15 protein-coding genes are annotated in these 19,623 nt (G+C 64.7%); 10 read left to right on the top strand and 5 right to left on the bottom strand.

Going from position 1 to position 19,623, the window contains the following annotated elements; translation table 11 throughout:
* Positions 1-127: 127 nt before the first annotated feature.
* Positions 128-1,600: an MATE family efflux transporter gene (locus ACFFNA_RS02460; RefSeq protein ID WP_378915314.1), complete on the bottom strand. Its 1,473-nt coding sequence runs from the start codon at positions 1,598-1,600 to the stop codon at positions 128-130.
* Positions 1,601-1,733: 133 nt separating this feature from the next.
* On the opposite strand from ACFFNA_RS02460, the gene ACFFNA_RS02455 reads away from it, so the two are divergent.
* Positions 1,734-2,522, top strand: coding sequence for a L,D-transpeptidase (locus ACFFNA_RS02455; protein ID WP_378915312.1), 789 nt, complete (start codon positions 1,734-1,736; stop codon positions 2,520-2,522).
* Positions 2,523-2,682: 160 nt separating this feature from the next.
* On the opposite strand, the gene ACFFNA_RS02450 is transcribed toward ACFFNA_RS02455, so the two are convergent.
* Positions 2,683-4,164, bottom strand: a complete 1,482-nt coding sequence (locus ACFFNA_RS02450; RefSeq protein WP_378915310.1) for an esterase-like activity of phytase family protein — start codon at positions 4,162-4,164, stop codon at positions 2,683-2,685.
* A gap of 311 nt (positions 4,165-4,475) precedes the next feature.
* Here ACFFNA_RS02450 and ACFFNA_RS02445 point away from each other — a divergent pair, with 311 nt between their 5' ends.
* The 4 genes from ACFFNA_RS02445 (at position 4,476) to ACFFNA_RS02430 (ending at position 9,676) form a co-directional block, all read left to right on the top strand.
* The gene (locus ACFFNA_RS02445) at positions 4,476-6,887 is read left to right on the top strand and encodes a GcvT family protein (RefSeq protein WP_378915308.1); all 2,412 of its coding nucleotides are present in this window, start codon (positions 4,476-4,478) and stop codon (positions 6,885-6,887) included.
* Positions 6,888-6,899: 12 nt separating this feature from the next.
* Positions 6,900-8,453, top strand: coding sequence for a trimethylamine methyltransferase family protein (locus tag ACFFNA_RS02440; protein ID WP_378915306.1), 1,554 nt, complete (start codon positions 6,900-6,902; stop codon positions 8,451-8,453).
* Positions 8,454-8,551: 98 nt separating this feature from the next.
* Positions 8,552-9,307, top strand: coding sequence for a bestrophin-like domain (locus ACFFNA_RS02435; protein WP_378915304.1), 756 nt, complete (start codon positions 8,552-8,554; stop codon positions 9,305-9,307).
* A gap of 54 nt (positions 9,308-9,361) precedes the next feature.
* Positions 9,362-9,676: a ferritin family protein gene (locus ACFFNA_RS02430; RefSeq protein WP_095087016.1), complete on the top strand. Its 315-nt coding sequence runs from the start codon at positions 9,362-9,364 to the stop codon at positions 9,674-9,676.
* A gap of 42 nt (positions 9,677-9,718) precedes the next feature.
* On the opposite strand, the gene ACFFNA_RS02425 is transcribed toward ACFFNA_RS02430, so the two are convergent.
* A complete protein-coding gene (locus ACFFNA_RS02425) occupies positions 9,719-10,744 on the bottom strand; it encodes a LacI family DNA-binding transcriptional regulator (RefSeq protein WP_378915302.1) in 1,026 nt (341 codons plus the stop codon).
* 197 nt (positions 10,745-10,941) lie between these two features.
* Here ACFFNA_RS02425 and ACFFNA_RS02420 point away from each other — a divergent pair, with 197 nt between their 5' ends.
* The 5 genes from ACFFNA_RS02420 (at position 10,942) to ACFFNA_RS02400 (ending at position 15,916) form a co-directional block, all read left to right on the top strand.
* Complete coding sequence (locus tag ACFFNA_RS02420) at positions 10,942-11,973, top strand: Gfo/Idh/MocA family protein (protein ID WP_378915300.1); 1,032 nt, start codon at positions 10,942-10,944, stop codon at positions 11,971-11,973.
* Complete coding sequence (locus ACFFNA_RS02415) at positions 11,973-12,878, top strand: sugar phosphate isomerase/epimerase family protein (protein ID WP_378915299.1); 906 nt, start codon at positions 11,973-11,975, stop codon at positions 12,876-12,878. Before ACFFNA_RS02420 ends, ACFFNA_RS02415 begins: the two co-directional genes overlap by 1 nt.
* Before the next feature lie 105 nt (positions 12,879-12,983).
* Positions 12,984-13,997, top strand: coding sequence for a substrate-binding domain-containing protein (locus ACFFNA_RS02410; RefSeq protein ID WP_378915298.1), 1,014 nt, complete (start codon positions 12,984-12,986; stop codon positions 13,995-13,997).
* A gap of 75 nt (positions 13,998-14,072) precedes the next feature.
* Positions 14,073-14,870, top strand: a complete 798-nt coding sequence (locus tag ACFFNA_RS02405; protein WP_378915297.1) for an ATP-binding cassette domain-containing protein — start codon at positions 14,073-14,075, stop codon at positions 14,868-14,870.
* A complete protein-coding gene (locus tag ACFFNA_RS02400; protein WP_378915296.1) occupies positions 14,867-15,916 on the top strand; it encodes an ABC transporter permease in 1,050 nt (349 codons plus the stop codon). Before ACFFNA_RS02405 ends, ACFFNA_RS02400 begins: the two co-directional genes overlap by 4 nt.
* Positions 15,917-15,973: 57 nt before the next feature.
* Here the strand turns inward: ACFFNA_RS02400 and ACFFNA_RS02395 are convergent, their stop codons facing one another.
* Complete coding sequence (locus ACFFNA_RS02395; RefSeq protein ID WP_378915295.1) at positions 15,974-18,631, bottom strand: ATP-dependent helicase; 2,658 nt, start codon at positions 18,629-18,631, stop codon at positions 15,974-15,976.
* An 82-nt stretch (positions 18,632-18,713) separates the two neighbouring features.
* A complete protein-coding gene (locus tag ACFFNA_RS02390; protein ID WP_378915294.1) occupies positions 18,714-19,610 on the bottom strand; it encodes a DUF2059 domain-containing protein in 897 nt (298 codons plus the stop codon).
* Positions 19,611-19,623 lie beyond the last annotated feature (13 nt).

Raw genomic sequence — 19,623 nt, 5'->3', positions numbered from 1 at the left:
CCGTGGATCTGTTGGACTCCCGGGCGTTTCGAGCGGAAGCAAAACAAGCCGGTTCAGGCGAACCGCCGAAGGCACCGCGTTTCGCCTGACCAGCCGTCGACAAACGCTGGCCAGGGTGCCAAATCTTTCAGCCATTCGGCGTCTCAGGCGTCATATTCGCGCGCTGGCGCGGCACGCCAAGGCCGGTGTCCGGCGGCTCGCCGGCGGCCGGCCTGTTCTCGATCATGTGCATGGTGCGCCAGCGGCCGAAGCGGTAGTAGGCCGCGGCCAGCATAAGCGAGGTGATCGAGCCGGCCGAGAAACTCCACCACAGCGCTTCCTCGCCGATCACGCCGCGCATGAAGTAGGCAAAGCCGGTGCGCACGATCAGCACCGAGATCACCAGGATGATCAGCGGCGGCATCACCGCGCCTGTGGCGCGCACGGTGGCGAACAGCACGATGGTGATGCCGAACAGGATGAACGACCAGGACGCGACATTGTTGATGTGGGCGGCGATGTCGATCGCGGCGCTGTCGCTGCTCAGGAACAGGCTCAGCACCGAACGGTCGAAAACGGACAACACGGCAACCAGTGCGCCGGTCAGCACCAGGTTGAAGCCGACGCCGGAGGCGGCGATGCGGCCGATCCGGTCCCAACGGCCGGCGCCGACATTCTGCGCCGCCATCGAGGAGACGGCGGCACCGATGGCGAGCGCCGGCATCTGGATGTAGGTCCATAGCTGCGCGGCAATGCCGTAGGCGGCGGCGACCTGCGAACCGTAGGAATTGACGATGCCCATCACCGTCAGCGCGGCCGCCGAGATGACGATCATCTGCAGGCCCATCGGCACGCCCTTGAAGACGATGATGCGCAGCAAAGCGGGGTCGGGCCGCAGCAGGGCGAGGTTGGCGCCGGCCAGCCGCAGCGGATGCTTGCCGGCATAAAGCACGACGAGAATGGCGATCACGCTCACCGTCTGGCCGATCAGCGTCGCGGTGGCCGATCCGGCGATGCCGAGTTCCGGGAAGGGCCCGATGCCGCGGATCAGCAGCGGGTTGAGCACGATGTCGAGGACGACGGCGAGCGCCATGAAGAAGAAGGGCGTGCGTGAATCGCCAGCACCGCGCAGCACTGTCATGACGAACGACAAAAGGTTCATCATCGGCACGGCGACAAAGATGATGCGCAGATAGGAGCGCGCGAGCGGCAAGGCATCGGCCGGTGTGCCGAGCGTGTTGAGGATGGCGTCGACCCAGATCCAGCCGCAGACCGCGAAGATAACCGAGATGAGGAAGAAGAAGGTGGCGCTGGTGCCGACGATGCGGCGCGCTTCGGGCAGGTCGCGGGCGCCGACCGACTGTGCCACCAGGATGGTGGCTGCCATGCCGATGCCGAACACCGTGCCGAGGATGAGGAACAGGACGAGGTTGGCGTTGGAGGTGGCCGTCAGCGCGGATTCGCCGAGAAAGCGGCCGACCCAGACGGCGTTGATCGACCCGTTGAGCGACTGCAGCACGTTGGAGCCGAGCACGGGCAGGGCGAACAGCAGCAGCGTTCGCGGGATCGGGCCGCTGGTCAGGTCGCCGGTGCGGCGGCGCGTGGGCATCTTGTCGTCCATGGCAGGCAACTCGGCGAAGGCTTATCTCAGTCCGTGCCTTGATCTAATCATGTTCTCAAAGCCTCCGAAATCGGATATTGATCCTGACGCGTGGGGCCGCATTCCATTAAATCTTATGGGTTAGCTGGGGTTCATGTCCGATATTCCGCTGTTTTTTGAGCGCCTGAACCGGCGCGCGTTTCTCGGTGCATCCGCTATGGGCGCGGCCTCCGTGGCTCTTTCGGCGTGCACCACGACGGAGGTGGTGACGCCGCCAGTGGCAGAGCCGCCAAGCGATCCGGCTTTCGGCGATGTCGCAAGCATGTATGCGGCGCGCGTCGACGAGGGCTATCAGCTGCCGGCAATCCCGGTGGCCAAGATGGATCCGAAGTTCGTGCGCCAGGTCGTGTCCGACCCGACCGGAGAAAAGCCCGGCACGATCGTCGTCGATGTCTCCGAGCACTTCCTCTATCTGGTGCGCGACGGCGGCAAGGCTATCCGCTATGGCGTCAGCCTCGGCAAGGCCGGTTTCGGATGGACCGGCAGCGCCGTGGTTCAGGCGAGGAAGAAGTGGCCGGTCTGGACGCCGCCGCCGGAGATGATCCAGCGCCGGCCGGAACTGGCGAAATACAGGGACGGCATGCCGCCCGGACCGCAGAGCCCGCTAGGCGCCCGCGCGCTGTATCTTTTCCGCGACGGCAAGGACACGATGTACCGGCTGCACGGCACGCCGGAGTGGGATTCCATCGGGAAGAACGCTTCGTCCGGCTGTGTGCGCTTCATGAACCAGGACATCATCGACCTCTACGGCCGCGTCAACGGCGCCGCGCCGGTCTTCGTGCGCGCGAACCTTTCGGCCGCCGCGAAGATCACCGCCGTGTCGAACAGGACGGCCGAGCCGATCGATGCGGGCGTGCCAAAGGACGCGGAGATGCTGAAGTAAGTGCCTTCACGATCCGTGGGCGGCTCGGCTAACGTCGTGCCACAGGATGGGGCACAATTATGGATTTCCGGCATTGGTGATCGTCGACAAACGACTTGAAGGGCCAAACGACTTGAAGAGCTAGGCGGACGCGCTTGGCGCGTCCGCCTGCATGGTGTCGTTACTTCTTGGCGAGGCCGGGAAGCGTGACCTGATAGACCGTGAACATGGTGTCGACATCGGCGCCGTCCTCGGCTTTGTAGGGTGCACCGACCTGGAAGCCGTCCTGGGTGAGGAAGTCGTTGTCGTTGGCGACGAACAGGAAATAGTCGTCGGGCAGCTTCGGATCGAGCACGCTGACCACCGACATCGCCTCCCACTTTTCCGAGAGGTTGTTGTTGTCGTTCGGCGCGCCATTGTGCAGGCCGAAGCGGCCGAGCTCGCCCTTGTCGTTGAGGTCGATGAACGGCGTCAGCTTGGCCGGCGTCACCGATGGGTCGAGCACGCCCTTGGGCGCCACCGGCTTGTCGGCGGCGTCGAAGGTGCCACCGGCAATGTCGGTCGCGGCGGAGAGATCGACGATGTTGATCTGGCGAAGCAGCGAGGTATCGCCCTTCAACCCCTGGCCGTTGCCGCTGTCGCGGGTCAGCATCAGGAATGTCTGGTCGGACAGGGCCACGATCTCGCTCTGCGCGGCCACCTTGGTCTTGCCCTTGGCATCCTTGAACACCGGCAGCGGCACGACATATTCGTGCGCCAGCTTGAGATGGGCGAGGTCGGAAGCGTCATAGACCAGCGCACGCGTGTTCTGGCGCGTCGCGCCGGAATCGCCGCCATCCTGCCGGGGCGCCGACTGCAGCACGGCGATCAGGAACTTGCCGTCCGGCGTCATCGCGATGCCTTCGAGGCCTTGGTTGTTCTGGCGGCCGGTATCGGGATCCTTCGGATCGGGCTCGGCGGCACCCGGACCCGGATTGTCCGAGGCGAAGTTCGGCGCGCCATGGCGCATCGGCACGAGGGCGGCCGGCGGCTGGGTCGCCGACAGCAGGCGGCCTTCGGCTGAAAACCGATAGATGTTCGGGCCGTATTCGTCGGAGATGAACATCGAGCCGTCGGGCAGCCGCACGATCGCCTCGTTGTCGAGCGCCAGCTTGCCGTTGGCCTCGGGCAGGATCGGCATGTCGCCGCTTGCTGCGCGCACGCCGTTGAGCGGGTCGAGGCCGGTGGCGTCAGCGCCCTTGTCGTCGGTCAAGAGCATGGTGTCGGCGAGTGTCGCCTTGACGCCGGACTGCTCCTGGCCGGCCGCGGGTGCCGCACCAGGTGCGGTCGGCGCGAACTCGATGCCGATTGTGTTGAGGCGTGGCCGGTAATCGGTGGTGCCGACGACATTGTAGCCGCGGTCCGGCAGCAGCCAGAGCGAACCCTTGTAGCCGTCGGCGCCATGCGTCCAGCCGGCGGTGTCGATCGCCATGCCGGAGCCTGAGCCGAACGTCTCGCCGAACTTGTCCTTCTGGCTGGCCGGGATGCGGCCGACGCCAACCAGTCCCTTGTTGACGAAGCTGGTACCGCCGACCGTCGCGGTGCTGTCGGCGAGAGCCGGCGTCAAGGCGGTGAACAATGCCAGCGCGACGCCGAGCGACGCGGTTCGGTACAGGTGTTTCATGGATAATCCTCTTTGTGACAAAGCGTGCCTGAGCGGCCGATGGACGAAAAGCTGAAAGAGGTGCAGCATCGATGATGCCGCGCGCGCCTCCCCGAAAAGCGGTCTACGGCGCGAACATGATGCTTGCGTGACAGCGCGCGATGCCCGCCCGCCGGCTTCTTCACACGTCGATAAAAACGTGTGGTCGCACGAAAGAATTGATCACTCCGTCAGGCTCAAATCGACGAAGCGCGGTGTGTCCGCATCGCACTAGACACTTATGTCTAGTGCGTATATGGTGCAGCCTTCGGACCAGCCGTGGAGGGGAAGCCTTGAAGTCGCACTACCGCGCAGTCGTCATCGGGGGTGGCGTGGTTGGCGCCTCGGTGCTCTACCATCTGACGCGTTTCGGCTGGAGCGATGTGGCGCTGATCGAGCGTGCCGAACTGACAGCCGGTTCGACCTGGCACGCGGCGGCCGGATTCCACGCACTCAATGCCGACCCCAACGTCGCGGCGCTGCAGGACTATACCATCAAGCTCTATCGCGAGATCGAGGCCGAATCCGGCCAGAACGCGGGCCTGCACATGACGGGCGGCGTCAACATGGCGAGCGACCCTCAGCGCTGGGAGTGGCTGAAATCGGCCTGGGCCGTGTTCCAGTCGGTCGGCATCGAAACGGCTCGCCTGGTGACGCCGAAGGAGATCAAGGAGATCTGCCCGATCGTCGATGTCAGCGGTGTGCTCGGCGGTCTCTACGATTCCAACGAAGGCCATCTCGACCCCTATGGAACGACGCATGCCTATGCCGGTGCCGCGAAGAAACGTGGCGCCGACGTCATCCTGCGCAATCGGGTGGTCGCGTTGAAGGCGCGGGCCGACGGGCACTGGGATGTCGTCACCGAGCAAGGCACGATCGTGGCCGAGCATGTCGTCAATGCTGGCGGGCTGTGGGCAAAGCAGCTCGGGCGCATGGCCGGCGTCGATCTGCCGGTGACGCCGATGGAGCACCATTATTTCATCACCGAGGACATTCCGGAGGTCGCCGCCCTCGACAAGGAACTCGGCCTTGCGGTCGATCTCGACGGCTTTTCCTACCTCAGGCAAGAGCGCAAGGGCGTGCTGCTCGGCGTCTACGAGCAGAACCCGAAGCACTGGAACATGGATGGTGCGCCATGGGATTACGGCATCGAGCTGATCCCGGAAGACATCGACCGCATCAGCCCGGAACTGTCCAAGGCCTATGAGCGCTTTCCTTGCCTGAGGACGGCCGGCATCCGCAAATGGGTCAATGGCGCTTTCACTTTCACACCGGACGGCAATCCGATCGTCGGGCCGGTGCGCGGCTTGAAGAATTACTGGGTTGCCTGTGGCGTCATGGCCGGCTTCAGCCAGGGCGGCGGCGTCGGCAAGTCGCTGGCCGAGTGGATGATCCATGGCGAGCCGCAGGCCGACATCTTCGGCATGGATATCGCCCGCTACGGCGCCTTCGCGGCCAATCGCGAATATCTCAGGCAGACGACGCGCCAGTTCTATTCGCGCCGCTTCGTCATGACCTTCCCCAATGAGCGACTGCCCGCCGGCCGGCCGCTGAAGCGCCCCGGCGCCTATGACGGCATGACGGCGGCGGGTTGCGAATGGACGGCATCCTGGGGTCTGGAAATCCCGGCCTATTTCGCGCCGATGGGGTTTCGCGAGAACACGACGCTGCGACGATCCAACGCCTTCGACATCGTCGGCGACGAGGCGCTGCGGGTTCGGCGTGCCGCCGGTCTCGTCGATATCTCGGCCTATGCGCGCTATGCGGTTTCCGGGCCCGGGGCCGAAGCATGGCTTGACCAGTTGCTTGCCTGCAGGCTGCCGAAGCCGGGACAGGCGAGGCTGGCGCCAATGCTCGGCCATGACGGGCGGCTGAAGGGCGACCTCACGGTCTTCAACTGGGGCGGTGGCGACTATTGGCTGATGGGCTCCTACTATCTCAGAGAATTCCACATGCGCTGGTTCGAGAGCCATGCGGCGGAGGGCGTCACCGTCACCGACCTTTCCGACACGATAAGCGGCTTCCTGCTGACCGGGCCGAACGCGCGGACGATCTTGGCCCGAACGACGCATCAGGATGTGTCGGGCGCGGCACTGCCGTTCATGGCCTGCGGCGCATTCGACATCGGCATGGTACAGGCACAGGTTGCCCGCCTCTCGATCGCCGGCGAGCTCGGCTTTGAGATCAGTTGTCCGGTGACCATGCATGCCAGCTTGCGCGAAACGCTGCTGGCCGCCGGCGAGGATCTCGGCCTTGCCGAGATCGGCTATTATGCGCTGAACGCGCTGAGGCTGGAAAAGAGTTTTGGCATCTGGTCGCGTGAATTCACGCAGGGCTACACACCCGATCAGACCGGTCTCGACCGCTTCATCGCGTTCGGCAAGGGCGACTTCACCGGCCGCGAAGCGGCATTGAAACAGCGAGAGGCCGGCAGCGGCCAGCGCCTGGTGACGCTGGAGATTGATGCCGTCGACGCCGACGCCAGCGGCTTCGAGCCGGTCTGGCATCAAGGCCGGCGCGTCGGCTTCGTCACTTCGGGCGGCTATGGCTATACGGTCGGCAAAAGCCTGGCGCTTGCGCTCGTCGACCGCGGCTTCGCAGGCGAGGGCACCGCGCTCTCGGTGCATGTCGTTGGCATGGAGCGGCCGGCGCACGTCATCGCGGGCTCGCCCTACGACCCCCTGGGCAAGGCGATGCGGCAATGAGGAGGATTTCGGATGGTCGATGACGCGGCACGTGACAGCAGGCGCGAACGCCGGCGTGGACGGACGGGTGAAGCCGGCTCGGAAACCAGCCGCCGGCCCGATTACCGTTCGCTGAAGAACCCGTTCCTGCCGCAGCCGATTTTCTCGGACGATCAGGTCGCCGCCATCCACGACACGGCGCTGCGGGTGCTGGAAGAACTCGGCATCAAGGTGCTGCTGCCGCAGGCGCGTGAGCATTTCGCCCGCGCTGGAGCCCTGGTCGATCCGGACACCGACATGGTGCGCATCGGCCGCAACATGGTGACGGCGGCACTGGCCTCGGCGCCGAAGTCGATCCACGTCCACGCCGGTTCTCGTGCCCGCGATCTGACGCTCGAACTCGGTTCGATGACCTTCCTGGCCGGATGCGGCGCGCCGAACGTCACCGATCTCGAGCGCGGCCGGCGGCCGGGGACGCTGGCCGATTTCGAGGATCTGATACGGCTGGTGCAGCATTTCGACGTGCTGCATATGCTGGGACCCTGCATCGAGCCGCAGGACGTCGACAACCGCTTTCGCCACTATGCCGTCAACCGCGCGCAGCTGACGCTGTCGGACAAGCTTCCGTTCGTCTTCGCGCGCGGCACGCCGCAGGTCGAGGATGGTTTTGCGATGATCCGGTTGGCGCGCGGACTCTCCGAGGACGAATTCCTTGACGGCGCCCATTGCTACACGGTCATCAACACCAATTCGCCGCGCCAGCTCGACATTCCGATGGCGCAAGGCATCATCGATTTCGCCAGGGCAGGACAAGTTTCGGTCATCACGCCGTTCTGCCTGGCGGGTGCGATGGCCCCGATCACGGTCGCCGGTGCGCTGACGCTGCAGCATGCCGAAGCGTTGGCGGGACTGACGCTGGCGCAGATCGTGCGGCCCGGCGCGCCGGTTGTCTATGGCTCCTTCTCCTCCAATGTCGACATGAAATCGGGTGCGCCCGCCTTCGGCACGCCGGAGCATGTCAAGGCGACGTTGGGCGCCGGCCAACTGGCGCGCTTCACCGGGCTGCCATGGCGGTCCGGCGGCGGCAGCGCGGCCAACATTTCGGACGCGCAGGCGGCGCACGAGACGCAGTTCGCGCTGTGGGGCTCGGTGCTGGCCGGGGCGACGATGTGCATCCATGCCGCCGGCTGGCTGGAAGGCGGCTTGAGCGTTTCCTTCGAGAAGCTGGTCACCGATATCGAGGCGTTGCAGACGGTGGCTGAACTCTGCGCCGCGACGCCCGGCGACAGCGATTCCATCGGCTTCGAGGCAATCGCCGAGGTACAGCCGGGCGGCCATTTCTTCTCGGCCGGCCATACCATGGCGCGCTACCGCACCGCATTCTACGAACCGCTGGTCGCCGACTGGTCGAATTTCGGCAATTGGACGCAAGGCGGCTCGAAGACCGCGAGCGAGCGCGCCACAGGTGTCTGGAGGCGCACACTTGCCGATTTCGTGGCGCCGGCTTCGGCTGTCGCCACCGCCGGCGCCCTCGACGAGTTCATCGTCCGGCGCACGCAAGAGGGCGGAGCAGCACCGGTGTCCTGAGGCACGGGCAGTCGCGCGAGACGCCTGACGCAGCTTTCGCGGCGTGATCGGTGCCGGGGTCATTGGCAATCGGCGCGTCCCGTGCAGAAATGAGCGGCATGCGCGAAGCTTTGATCGCAGTGATGATCTTCCTGTGCCTGACAGCGGCACCGCTGGTCAGCATGGCGATATGGCCCAGGCTGCCGGTCAGACATCGCGACGACGATACGAACAGTGTGGTTCGGCTCGCCGCCAACCTGTTCGGAGTCATGACCTCGCTGGTGCTCGGCCTGATGATCAACTCGGCCAAGAACACCTTCGAATCGATCGATCACAATGTGCACGCCTATGCGACGGAGCTGATCCTGCTCGACAGGGTCTTGCGCGGGTATGGCCCGGAGACCGACGTGGTGCGCCAACCGCTGGTCGTCTATGTGCAGAGGGTGGCGGGCGATGCCTCGCCGACCGGTGAAACGCCGGTCGACGCCAACCGGCTGTCCGAACATCTGCTGACGGAGATCGGCACCCGGCTGGGTGCGCTAGTGCCTGCCGACGCGGCGCGCAGCTCCCTCTTGCAGGATGCCGGTCAGCGTTTGCAGAAAGTGGTGGAGTTGCGCTGGATTCTGATCGAGCAGTCGGAGGGCGCGATCCCCTGGCCGCTGATCGCCATGCTGGTTGCGTGGCTGGTGCTGATCTTCGCCAGCTTCGGGTTCAGGGCACCCCGCAACGCGATCACTATTTCGACCTGCGTGATTTCGGCCGTGCTGATCGCCGGGGCGCTTTACCTGATCTTGGACATGGACGTGCCGTTCTCCGGTCCAATCCAGATTTCGCCGGCGCCCCTGCAGAGGGCATTGGCGGAATTGCAGCGATGATGCGGAACCGGCGTCGTCCCGGGGCATTCATGGAGATGGCCCCAGGAGGACGACATGGGATTCGACCAGTATCACGAACCGCCTGAAGAACTGTCGCAGAAGGTGCGGACCTTTGCCCGCATGATCACCTCGCTGATCGAGGAGGCGGAGGCGATAGGCTGGTACGAACAGCGCATCTCGGTGGAGAAGGACCCGCAGGCCCGCGCCATCATGAAGAATGCGCAGGGCGAGGAGTTCAAGCATTTCGGCATGGATCTCGAATTCCTGCTGCGCCAGAAGAAGGATTGGCGGGCGGAACTGAAGGAAATCCTGTTCACCACCGGCGACATCGTCAAGGCCGGCGAGAGGGGTGAGAAGAAGGTGGATTGAGGCCTGATAGGTCGTGACCGATCTGGCTCTGCTTCGGCCAGATCAATCGCTGTCGCGCGCCATCAGCTCCAATGGCCAGACCTCGCGCATAATGCGCGGACCTTGTGGACCGGCGAAGGCCGGGATCGAAGCCAGCAGCATTTCGGCGAGCCGCTGACCCATCGGCTCCAGGGCTGGGCGAAAGGCGGTCAGCGCCGGCGAGAAGTAGCGGCAGAGCGGCGTATCGACGATGACGGTCACCGCCATGTCGTGGCCCGGCCTGATCCCCATTTCGGCTAGCGCCTTGCAGCCGCCAAGCGCCATAGCGTCGTTGTTGAAGATGATGGCGGTCGGCGGGTTCTTGGAGCGCATGACCTGCGGTGTCACCTCGTAGCCGCCGGCCTCGTTGATGAAGCCGGACGCAATCAGCTCAGGGTCGACCTCGATGCCGTGCCGCCGCAAGGCCTTGCGATAGCCGTCGAGGAACAGATAGGCGAAATTGAGATTGAGCGACGGGCGGATGGCGGCAATGCGGCGGTGGCCGCGCGCCACCAGGCGGTCGACCGCATCCGCACCGGCCTTTTCGAAATCGAGGTCGAGCGAAGGGTATGACTTGGCCCCAGAGCGGCTGCGGCCGAGCGTGGCGAACGGGAAACCGGCCTGGGTGAGATAGTCGATGCGCTCGTCCTCGCGCCGCGTCCAGGCCAGCACCACCGCATCGGCGCGGCGCGTCTCGACGACACGGCGCAGGCGTTCCTGCTGGTAGTCGCCAGGCGCGCCCATGACCACGATCAGGTCGAGCCCGCTCTCAGCGAGTTTCGCCTGCAGCCCGATCAGGAACGGAATGAAGAACGGCTCGCCATATTGCTGGTCGCCCGGATGCGGCTGCAGCATGAAGGCGATCGAATGGGTAGCGCCTTGCCGCAGGCTGCGGCCGGACTGGTTGGGCGAATAGTTCAGCGTCCTGGCGGCCTCGAGCACGCGCTGGCGCGTATCGGCATTGACGTCGGCGCGGCCGTTGAGGGCGCGCGACACCGTGCCGATCGAAATGTTCAGGTGACGGGCAAGGTCGTGAATGCTGGACGCCAAGTGACTGTTCTCCCCTTGCTTGGCTAGCACCGGTAGCCGCTCAGGCCAAGGCGACAAGACGATTTTTCGTGAGCGGCCAATTGACATTCTACGCCTTCGGGTGTGTTCTCGTAAACGTTTACGGAAAAACGTTTACGGTCATGCCGTGAATGCCGTGACGATCGGTCTGGAGGGACCGAGCGGAGGAGGAGTGCTGGATGATCAATGTCGTCCTGGCCGGCTGCGGAGCGATGAGCAAGCAGTGGCTCGATGCCGTGAGGCAGCTCGACGGGCTTTCCGTTGTCGGCCTCGTCGACCTCGACGCCGACAGGGCGAAGGCGAGGGCGCGCGAATACGACCTCACCAGCGCCGTCATCGGCACCAGTCTTGACGCGGTGCTCGACCAGACCAGGCCCGATGCGGTGTTCGACGTGGTGGTTCCCGCCGCCCGCCGCGAGGTTGCGCTTTCCGCCTTTGCCCATCATTGCCATCTCCTGACGGAAAAACCGCTCGCCGACAGTCCGGAGAACGCGCGCGCCATCGTCGAGGCCGCCCGCCACGCCGGGCGCATCCACGCTGTCGTCCAGAATCGCCGCTACGTCGCTAATGTCAGGCGCATCCGGCGCTTTCTCTCTTCCGGCGCCATCGGTGCCGAGACCAGTATCCATGCCGACTTCTTCGTCGCGCCGCATTTCGGCGGTTTTCGCGAGGAGATGGCCCACGTCCTGCTGCTCGACATGGCGATCCACACATTCGACGCCGCCCGCTACATGGTGAATGGCGAGCCGGCCGCCGTCTATTGCCAGGAATGGGAGCCGGCGAGTTCCTGGTACCGGCAGGGATCATCGGCCAGCGCCGTCTTCGACCTCGGCGGTGGCAAGGTCTTCACCTATGCCGGCTCCTGGTGCGCCGCCGGTTTCCGCACCAGCTGGGAGAGCACTTGGCGCATCGTCGCCGAGCGCGGCAGCCTGGTCTGGGACGGCAATGACGAGTTGAAGGCAGAGGTCGTCCTGCCAGCCCGTGATGGCCTGTTCGACCGTACCGAGCCGATCGCCGTGCCGCCGCTCGATGCCGCCGACCGTATCGGCGGCCATTTCGGCATCATCCAGGATTTTATGCGCGCCATTGAGACCGGCACCGAGCCGGAGACGCGCGGCGCCGACAACATCAAGAGCCTGGCCATGGTTTTCGGTGCCATTGAGAGCGCCGAAACCGGACGCCGGGTGACGATCTCGAGGGAAGGACAATGATGCCAAACCCGCTTCTCGACATCAGGATCGGCACCATGGTGCGGGCCAACCTCGACGACCCGGCAGCCTATATCAAGGCGATCCTGCCGCTCGGCTTCGAGAGCATCCAGCCCTTCTTCTGGCAGACGCTGGGCGGCAAGGACCTGCCGCGGCTTGCCGGCCAGATCCGCGAGGCGATCGCCGATGCCGATGTCACGGTGTCCTCGATCGGTGTGTTCGGCAATCCGCTGGAGGGCGGCGATGTCGATCGCGGCGTGCTCGCGGCCTGGGAAACGGTGATCGACAACGCGCATCTGTTCGGCGCCTCGATGGTGAGCGGCTTTACCGGCCGCCTCCGCGGCAAGCCGCTGCCCGAAAGCCTGCCGCGCTTCAAAGAGGTCTGGGGCCCGCTGGCCAGGCGCGCCGCCGACAATGGCGTGCGCATCGCCTTCGAGAACTGCGCCATGGACGGCAACTGGGCTGGTGGCGACTGGAACATCGCCCACAATCCGGACGCCTGGGAGCTGATGTTCAACGAATTGCCTGATGACAATCTTGGCCTCGAATGGGAGCCTTGCCACCAGCTCGTCTACCTGATCGATCCCCTGCCGCAGATCCGCAAATGGGCGCCGCGCATCTTCCATGTCCACGGCAAGGACGCGACGGTGCGCTGGGATGTGATCCGCGAACATGGCGTGTTCGGTCGTTTGCCGTTCGTGCAGATGCGCACGCCGGGCTTTGGCGACAGCGACTGGGCGCGAGTGATCAGCGAATTGCGGCTGGCCGGCTACAAGGGCGCCATCGACATCGAGGGCTGGCACGACCCGGTCTATCGCGGCGACCTGGAAATTACCGGCCAAGTACACGCGCTGGAGTATCTGAAGCAATGCCGGGGAGGTGCCAGCTACCTGCCTAATCCGGTGTGAGAGCGGGCCGGCGGGAGGTGCCGGCCAGCCAAGATTGCGGCGCACTGCCGAAGCGATCGTCGAAAACCCCTGGGCCTAGCCAGGGAAAAAAGGGAGGATAAGTGCATGAGCATGACGATGAGAAGGACACTTCTGCGCTCGACCATCGTGGCCGCCGCCACGACGCTCGCCGCTGCGATCTCCACCTTGCCGGCGCAGGCGCTCGACGCCCAATGGTGCAAGGACGTCCACATCCGCTTCTTCGTCGGCGGCGCCGAGGGCGACGCCTTCGGCACCATCGTCTACAATGGCGCCAAGCAGGCGGCGGCCGATCTCGGACCGAAGGTCGATTACATCTTCTCGGGCTGGGACGTCGAAAAGATGGTGCAGCAATTGCGCGAAGCGGTCGCGGTCAAGCCTGGCGGCATCGCCATGATGGGCCACCCCGGCGACGCGTCGATCATGCCGCTGGCCGAACAGGCGCATAAGGACGGCATCAAGATGATGTACCAGAACGTGCCGGTGCCGACGGTGACGGCGGCGTTCGGCGGCGGCTATGTCGGCGCCCAGCAGGAGCAGCAGGGCCGCGCGCTCGGCGCCGAGGCGTTCAAGCTGGCCAAGCTGAAGGCTGGCGACAAGGCGATCATGATCGGCCCGTTCGAGAACGAGAACCGCGGCGCGCGCGAGCGCGGCACGGTCGCGGCGCTCAAGGAAGCGGGCGTCGAGGTGATCCAGCTGTCGTCACCGCCGAGTGGCGAATGGGCGTCCGATCCGAACCTGGCCATTCCGGTGATCACCGCGGCACTGCTCAACAATCCCGACGTCAAGGCGGTCGGCTATCCCGGCGGACAGATGCTCGGCAACGTCCCCACCTACATGCAGGCGGCGGGACGGAAGGCGGGCGAGATCTTCAACTTCGGCTTCGACACCAGCCCGCAGATCGTCGAGGGCTTCAAGGGCGGCTGGGTGCAACTGACGGCCGACCAGCAGCCGTTTCTGCAGGGCTATCTGCCGATCCTCAGCCTCTGCCAGCAGGTGGTGCTGGGTCTGGCGCCGATGAATGTCGACACCGGTGCCGGCTTCGTCACGCCGCAGAATTACGAGATCGTCGCCGAACTCGCCAAGCAGGCGCTGCGCTGATTTGTAACCTCGGCTACCGGCCGGGAAACCCGGCCGGTAGCACCGCCGGCACTGGAAAACAAAGCGAGGACCGCCATGGCCGAACGCATCATCGAACTGCGCGATATCAGCAAGTCCTATGGCCACGTCTACGCACTGGGCGGGGTCAGTCTCAGCGTCGACCGCGGCGAGGTGGTCGGCCTCATCGGCGACAATGGCGCCGGCAAGTCGACGCTGATCAAGATCCTGTCCGGCGTGGTCAAGCCGACCAGCGGCGAGATCCTCATTCGCGGCAAGCCGGTAACCGGATGGAGTGCGGCGCGTTCGCGCGAGGCCGGCATCGAAACGGTGTTCCAGGATCGGGCGCTCGCCGTCCAGCAGACCATCGTGCGCAACATCTTCATGGGCCGTGAGCTCACCGGCTTTCTCGGTTGGCTGAAGGTCAACAAGGAAATCGAGGAGGCGAGCCGGCTGATGCGCGAGATCGGCTTCACCTCGAAAGTGTTCACGCCGCAGTCGATCGTCGGCCAGCTGTCGGGCGGCGAACGCCAGGGCGTTGCAATCGCGCGCGCCATCTACAAGCAGGCCGACCTGATCATCCTCGACGAGCCGACGACAGCGCTGTCGCTGACCGAAACCGCCAAGGTGTTTCACTTCGTGCGCCAGGTGCGGGCGAGCGGCCGTTCGATCCTGTTCATCGGCCACAACATCCACCACGTCTTCGACATCGCCGACCGTTTCGTGGTGCTGGATCGCGGCAAGGTCGCGCTCACCGCCGACCGTAGCGAGGTCAAGTCGGCCGAAGACCTCATCAACTTCATGGAAGACGTCGCACATCCAGGCGGATTGCCCGGACTGCACGACGACGGCGACGCGGAGCAGGCAACACGATGAGCAAGACCATGGAGCCCGACCTGCGCGAGCCGTCCGCCGCCATTCCCCGTCCCGGCCCACAGAAAGAGTGGAAACACCCATCCGACCACTGGATGCGGGGGTTCATCCTCGACAACCGCGCTTCGCTCGGCACGCTCGGCGTGTTCATCGTCATGATGGCGGTGTTCATGATCGCCAACCCGACCGTCTTCACCACCTGGTATCTCTACAGCTCGGTGCTGACCACGCTGCCGGTGGCGCTGTTCGTGGTGGTGCCGCTGGTCTTCGTCGTTACCTGCGGCGAGATCGACCTATCGTTTCCGGCGACGATGGGTTTTGCTTCCTGGGTCTTCGCGCTGGTCGTGCAGGCCGGCTACGATCCGTTCCTCGGCATTGCCGCCGCACTTGTCACCGGCATGCTGCTCGGTTTCCTGGTCGGGTCGCTGGTGGTCTATGGCGGGCTGTCGTCGCTGATTGCTACGCTCGGCATGAATTTCCTGCTGCGCGGCCTGATCCAGATCATCAACGAGGGCAAGTCAATGGCCCTGACCAGCCTTGCCGACAGCCGGGCCTACACGATCTTTTCCAGCCAGCTCTACGGCATCCCGGTGCAGATTTTCTGGGCCATCGCCTTCGTGGTGCTGTCGGCGCTGCTCTACAACAGGCATCGCTTCGGCGCGCAGGTGAGGGTGGTCGGCGACAATCCCGACAGCGCCCAGCAGATGGGCATCGACGTCAAGCGCGTGCGGGTGAAAGTGTTCGTCTTCGTCGGCATTGGTGCGGCGATCGCCGGCAGCTTCTCGGTGATGATCAACTTCACCTGGTGGCCGACTGCCGGCGACGGCTATCTCTTGCCGGTGCTGGCGTCGGTGTTTGTCGGCGGCACGCCGACCTGGGGCGGCATCGGCACCGTCGTCGGCGGCGCCATCGGCGCCGTCACCGTGTCGTTCATCCAGACCGGCGTCGTGGCGGCGGGACTGAGCGGCTTCTACGTCCAGTTCTTCAACGGGTTGATCATCATCCTGTCGCTGCTCGGCCACAAATGGAATCAGGCGCGGTATCGGTGAGGGGCGGAGATATTAGCCGGGCGAGTCGCTTGTAGGACAACCGGGAAGGTGGGATGCTCACACCGCCGCGACGAACCCGTCCAGCACGCGCTTCTGGCCGGCCTTGTCGAAGTCGATGGTCAGCTTGTTGCCTTCGATGGCGGAAATGTTGCCGTTGCCGAATTTCTGGTGGAAGACGCGGTCGCCGACGCTGAAGGGTGATGGCTTGTCGGCGACGGATTTGGCGACCAGTTCGCCATCGATGGTGCGGCCTTTGACGGATGTGCGGCCGGCGCCATAGCCGGAGTCGGTCTCGCCATAGCCGATGCGCTCGACCTGATGGCCGGAGCGCGAGCCCCAGTTGCGGTCGGTCGCCTCGGTGCGGTTGGCTTGCGCGCGCTGCCAGCCCGGCGTTGCGTAGGTGTTGGAGAAGGCGCCGGATTTTTCGGTGTTGGCGCCGACATTGTCGAAGCGCGAGGCGCCATAGGGGTTTTGCCGGCCGCCTCTTCCGGAGGCAAAGGAACCGCCGCCATAGGAATTGCCATAGCCGCCGTAGCTGTTGCCGCTTTCGGCGACCTCGACATGGGCTTCCGGCAGTTCGTCGAGAAAACGCGACGGGATGGTCGACTGCCACAGGCCGTGGATGCGGCGGTTGGAGACGAACCACAGATGCAGGTTCTTCTTGGCGCGGGTCAGGCCGACATAGGCAAGCCGGCGCTCTTCCTCCAGCCCGGACCGACCACCTTCATCGAGCGCGCGCTGATGCGGGAACAGGCCTTCCTCCCAGCCGGGCAGGAAGACAGTCTCGAATTCGAGGCCCTTGGCCGAATGCAGCGTCATGATGTTGACGGCGTCGAGCTCGGCATTCTGCTCGGCGTCCATGACCAGCGCGACGTGCTCGAGGAAGGAGCGCAGCGACTCGTACTCCTCCATCGAGCGGATCAGCTCCTTGAGGTTCTCCAGCCGGCCGGGGGCTTCGACCGAGCGGTCGTTCTTCCACATGTCGGTGTAGCCGCTCTCTTCCAAGATGGTCTCGGCGAGTTCGGTGTGCGGCGTGGTTTCCAGCGCCTTCTGCCAGCGCTCGAAATTGGCGGCGACTTCGCGCAGTGAGGCGCGCGGCTTCGGCTTCAACTCGTCGCTCTCGGCGAGCTTGGCGGCGGCTTCCAGCATCGGCACGCGGAGCGCGCGCGCCGTGTCGTGGATCTGGCGGATGGTGGTTTCGCCCAGACCGCGCTTCGGCACGTTGACGATGCGCTCGAAGGCGAGGTCGTCGGCGCCCTGCGCGACGACGCGGAAGAAGGCCAGCGCATCGCGGATTTCCATGCGTTCGTAAAAACGCGGGCCGCCGATGACGCGGTAATTGAGGCCGAGCGTGACGAAGCGATCCTCGAATTCGCGCATCTGGAAGGAGGCGCGCACCAGAATGGCCATGTCGTTGAGGTTATGCTTTTGTCGCTGGTAGGCCTCGATGGTCTCGCCGACGGCGCGGGCTTCCTCCTCGGAATCCCAGGCGGCGTGGACATGCACCTTGTCGTCCTCGGGCTCGTCGCGGTCGGTGAACAGCGTCTTGCCGAAGCGGCCCTCATTGTGGGCGATGAGATGAGAGGCAGCACCCAGGATATGCGCGGTGGAGCGGTAGTTGCGTTCCAGCCGGATGATGGTGGCGCCGGGAAAGTCCTTGTCGAAGCGGAGGATGTTGTCGATCTCGGCGCCGCGCCAGCCATAGATGGATTGATCGTCGTCGCCGACGCAGCAGATGTTGACTTTGTTGTCGCTCACGGCCGCACGCGAGCTTCGCTCGCTGGCCTCCGCGGGGGCGGCCTGACCGGCCGACGCCCGTTCGGGCTTGCGGCCTTCGGCCGATCGCAGATCTGTCGATGTTGAAGGGCGTCCGGCATCGGGCCGCTGCGCCAGGAGGCGCAGCCACATGTATTGGGCGGTGTTGGTGTCCTGATACTCGTCGACGAGGATGTATTTGAAGCGCTTGTGGTATTCCTTCAGCACATCCGGATTGGCACGGAAGATGCGGATCGGATGGCATAAAAGGTCCCCGAAGTCGCAGGCGTTCAGCGTCTGCAACCGCGCCTGATAGGCCTTGTAGAGTTCGCGGCCCTTGCCGTTGGCGAAGGCGCGGGCATCGCCCTCGGCGATATCGGCCGGGCCTTGTCCCTTGTTCTTCCAGCCGTCGATCACCTGGGCGAACTGCTTGGCCGGCCAGCGCTTGTCGTCCAGCCCCTCGGCCTGGATCAACTGCTTGATCAGCCGCACGACATCGTCGGTGTCGAGGATGGTGAAGTCGGAGCGCAAACCGGCAAGTTCGGCATGGCGGCGTAAGAGCTTGACGCCGATCGAGTGGAAGGTGCCGAGCCACGGCATGCCTTCGACATTGCCTTCGCCGATCAGGATGCCGATGCGCTGCTTCATCTCGCGCGCGGCCTTGTTGGTGAAGGTGACGGCGAGGATCTGCGAGGGGAAGGCCTTGCCGGTGGCGAGGATGTGGGCGATGCGGGTGGTCAGCACGCGCGTCTTGCCGGTGCCGGCGCCGGCCAGCACCAGAACCGGGCCCTCGGTGGTTTCCACCGCCAGCCGCTGCTCGGGGTTCAGCCCCTTCAGATAGTCGGGCGCATTGTTGTGGCCGCTGCGGGCAGCCATGGCGCGCGCGGCAATGCCCGACGGGGCCGTGGGCCGCGCATTGGGTTCGTCGAAAAAGGGCATGTCTTCGGAAAAGCCGGACATCTTCCCCCCGAATGTAGTGATTCGGCGGCGAAAGGCCAGAAGTGTCTACGTTTTGTTCCGCTAAAGTGCCCGATATGGGCGTTCAGGCCTTGCGGTAACCGAGGGCGACGAAAAATCGATGTCCGAACGAGCGCGCTTCGTCCGTCATCACGGCGCCGAGGGCGACCTGCATCTGGTCGTAATAGTGGCGGCCGGCGGGTGACACCAGGAAGGTCTCATAAAGCTTGAGATCCTCCAATGGCAAATCCCGGTAGATGTAGGCTGTTGCGTCCATGACGTCCGTTTCGATGTCACGGCGAAGGCCTTCGGATCGCTGACGCAGCAGGGCCATGATCTGGTCGTCGGGCAGGGCCTTTCCGGCCGCTCCCAGCATCTCGGAAAGCATTGCGTAGCCCATGTTCAAGGCTACGGCTTCTCCGGTGTCGATAGCGCTGAGATCATCCACGATCTTCTTGTAGAGTGCGAGCCGAGCCGGATCCCTGGACGGAAGTTCGCCCAGGATTTTGGGACCTTCGATCGCCTTGCGTTGCCTTTCTTCCGGAGTGGAGGCCTGAATCTCCAGCGCCGTAACCTGTTTGCCAAGGGGCGACGCATAGAACGAGGCCAGGTCGGCCAGGTCCTTGGCGGGCAGTTTGTCCGCCATTCGCGTTTCGATGGCTGCTTCCATCTGGTCCGCGTCAAAGGCGCCTTCCAAGGCGGCCGCCAGGGCGTCCTGAACTTTTTGCGGCGGCGTTTCCGGCGCCGATTTCACGGCTGTGATGAAACCCGGGCCGATAGCCACCAGCATCTCGTGAAAGCCGTTCGCCTTGTTGATCTCATGAAGCGTCTGCGCAGGCGCGGCCACGGTGAGAGAGACAAGGCAGCAGAGCGCGAATGCCAGGCGCGTCAGCGGCGGAACGAATGGCGTCATTTGCTTGCTCCTGCGGAGAGATGATGGAGACTGCTGGAAAACCCGACTGCAGGCAAGATGGATTGCCACCTTGGCGTGTGGC

The organism is Mesorhizobium kowhaii, from assembly GCF_042431665.1.
GTDB classification, from domain to species: Bacteria; Pseudomonadota; Alphaproteobacteria; order Rhizobiales; family Rhizobiaceae; genus Mesorhizobium; species Mesorhizobium kowhaii.
This window is presented reverse-complemented; position numbering and strand designations above follow the sequence as displayed.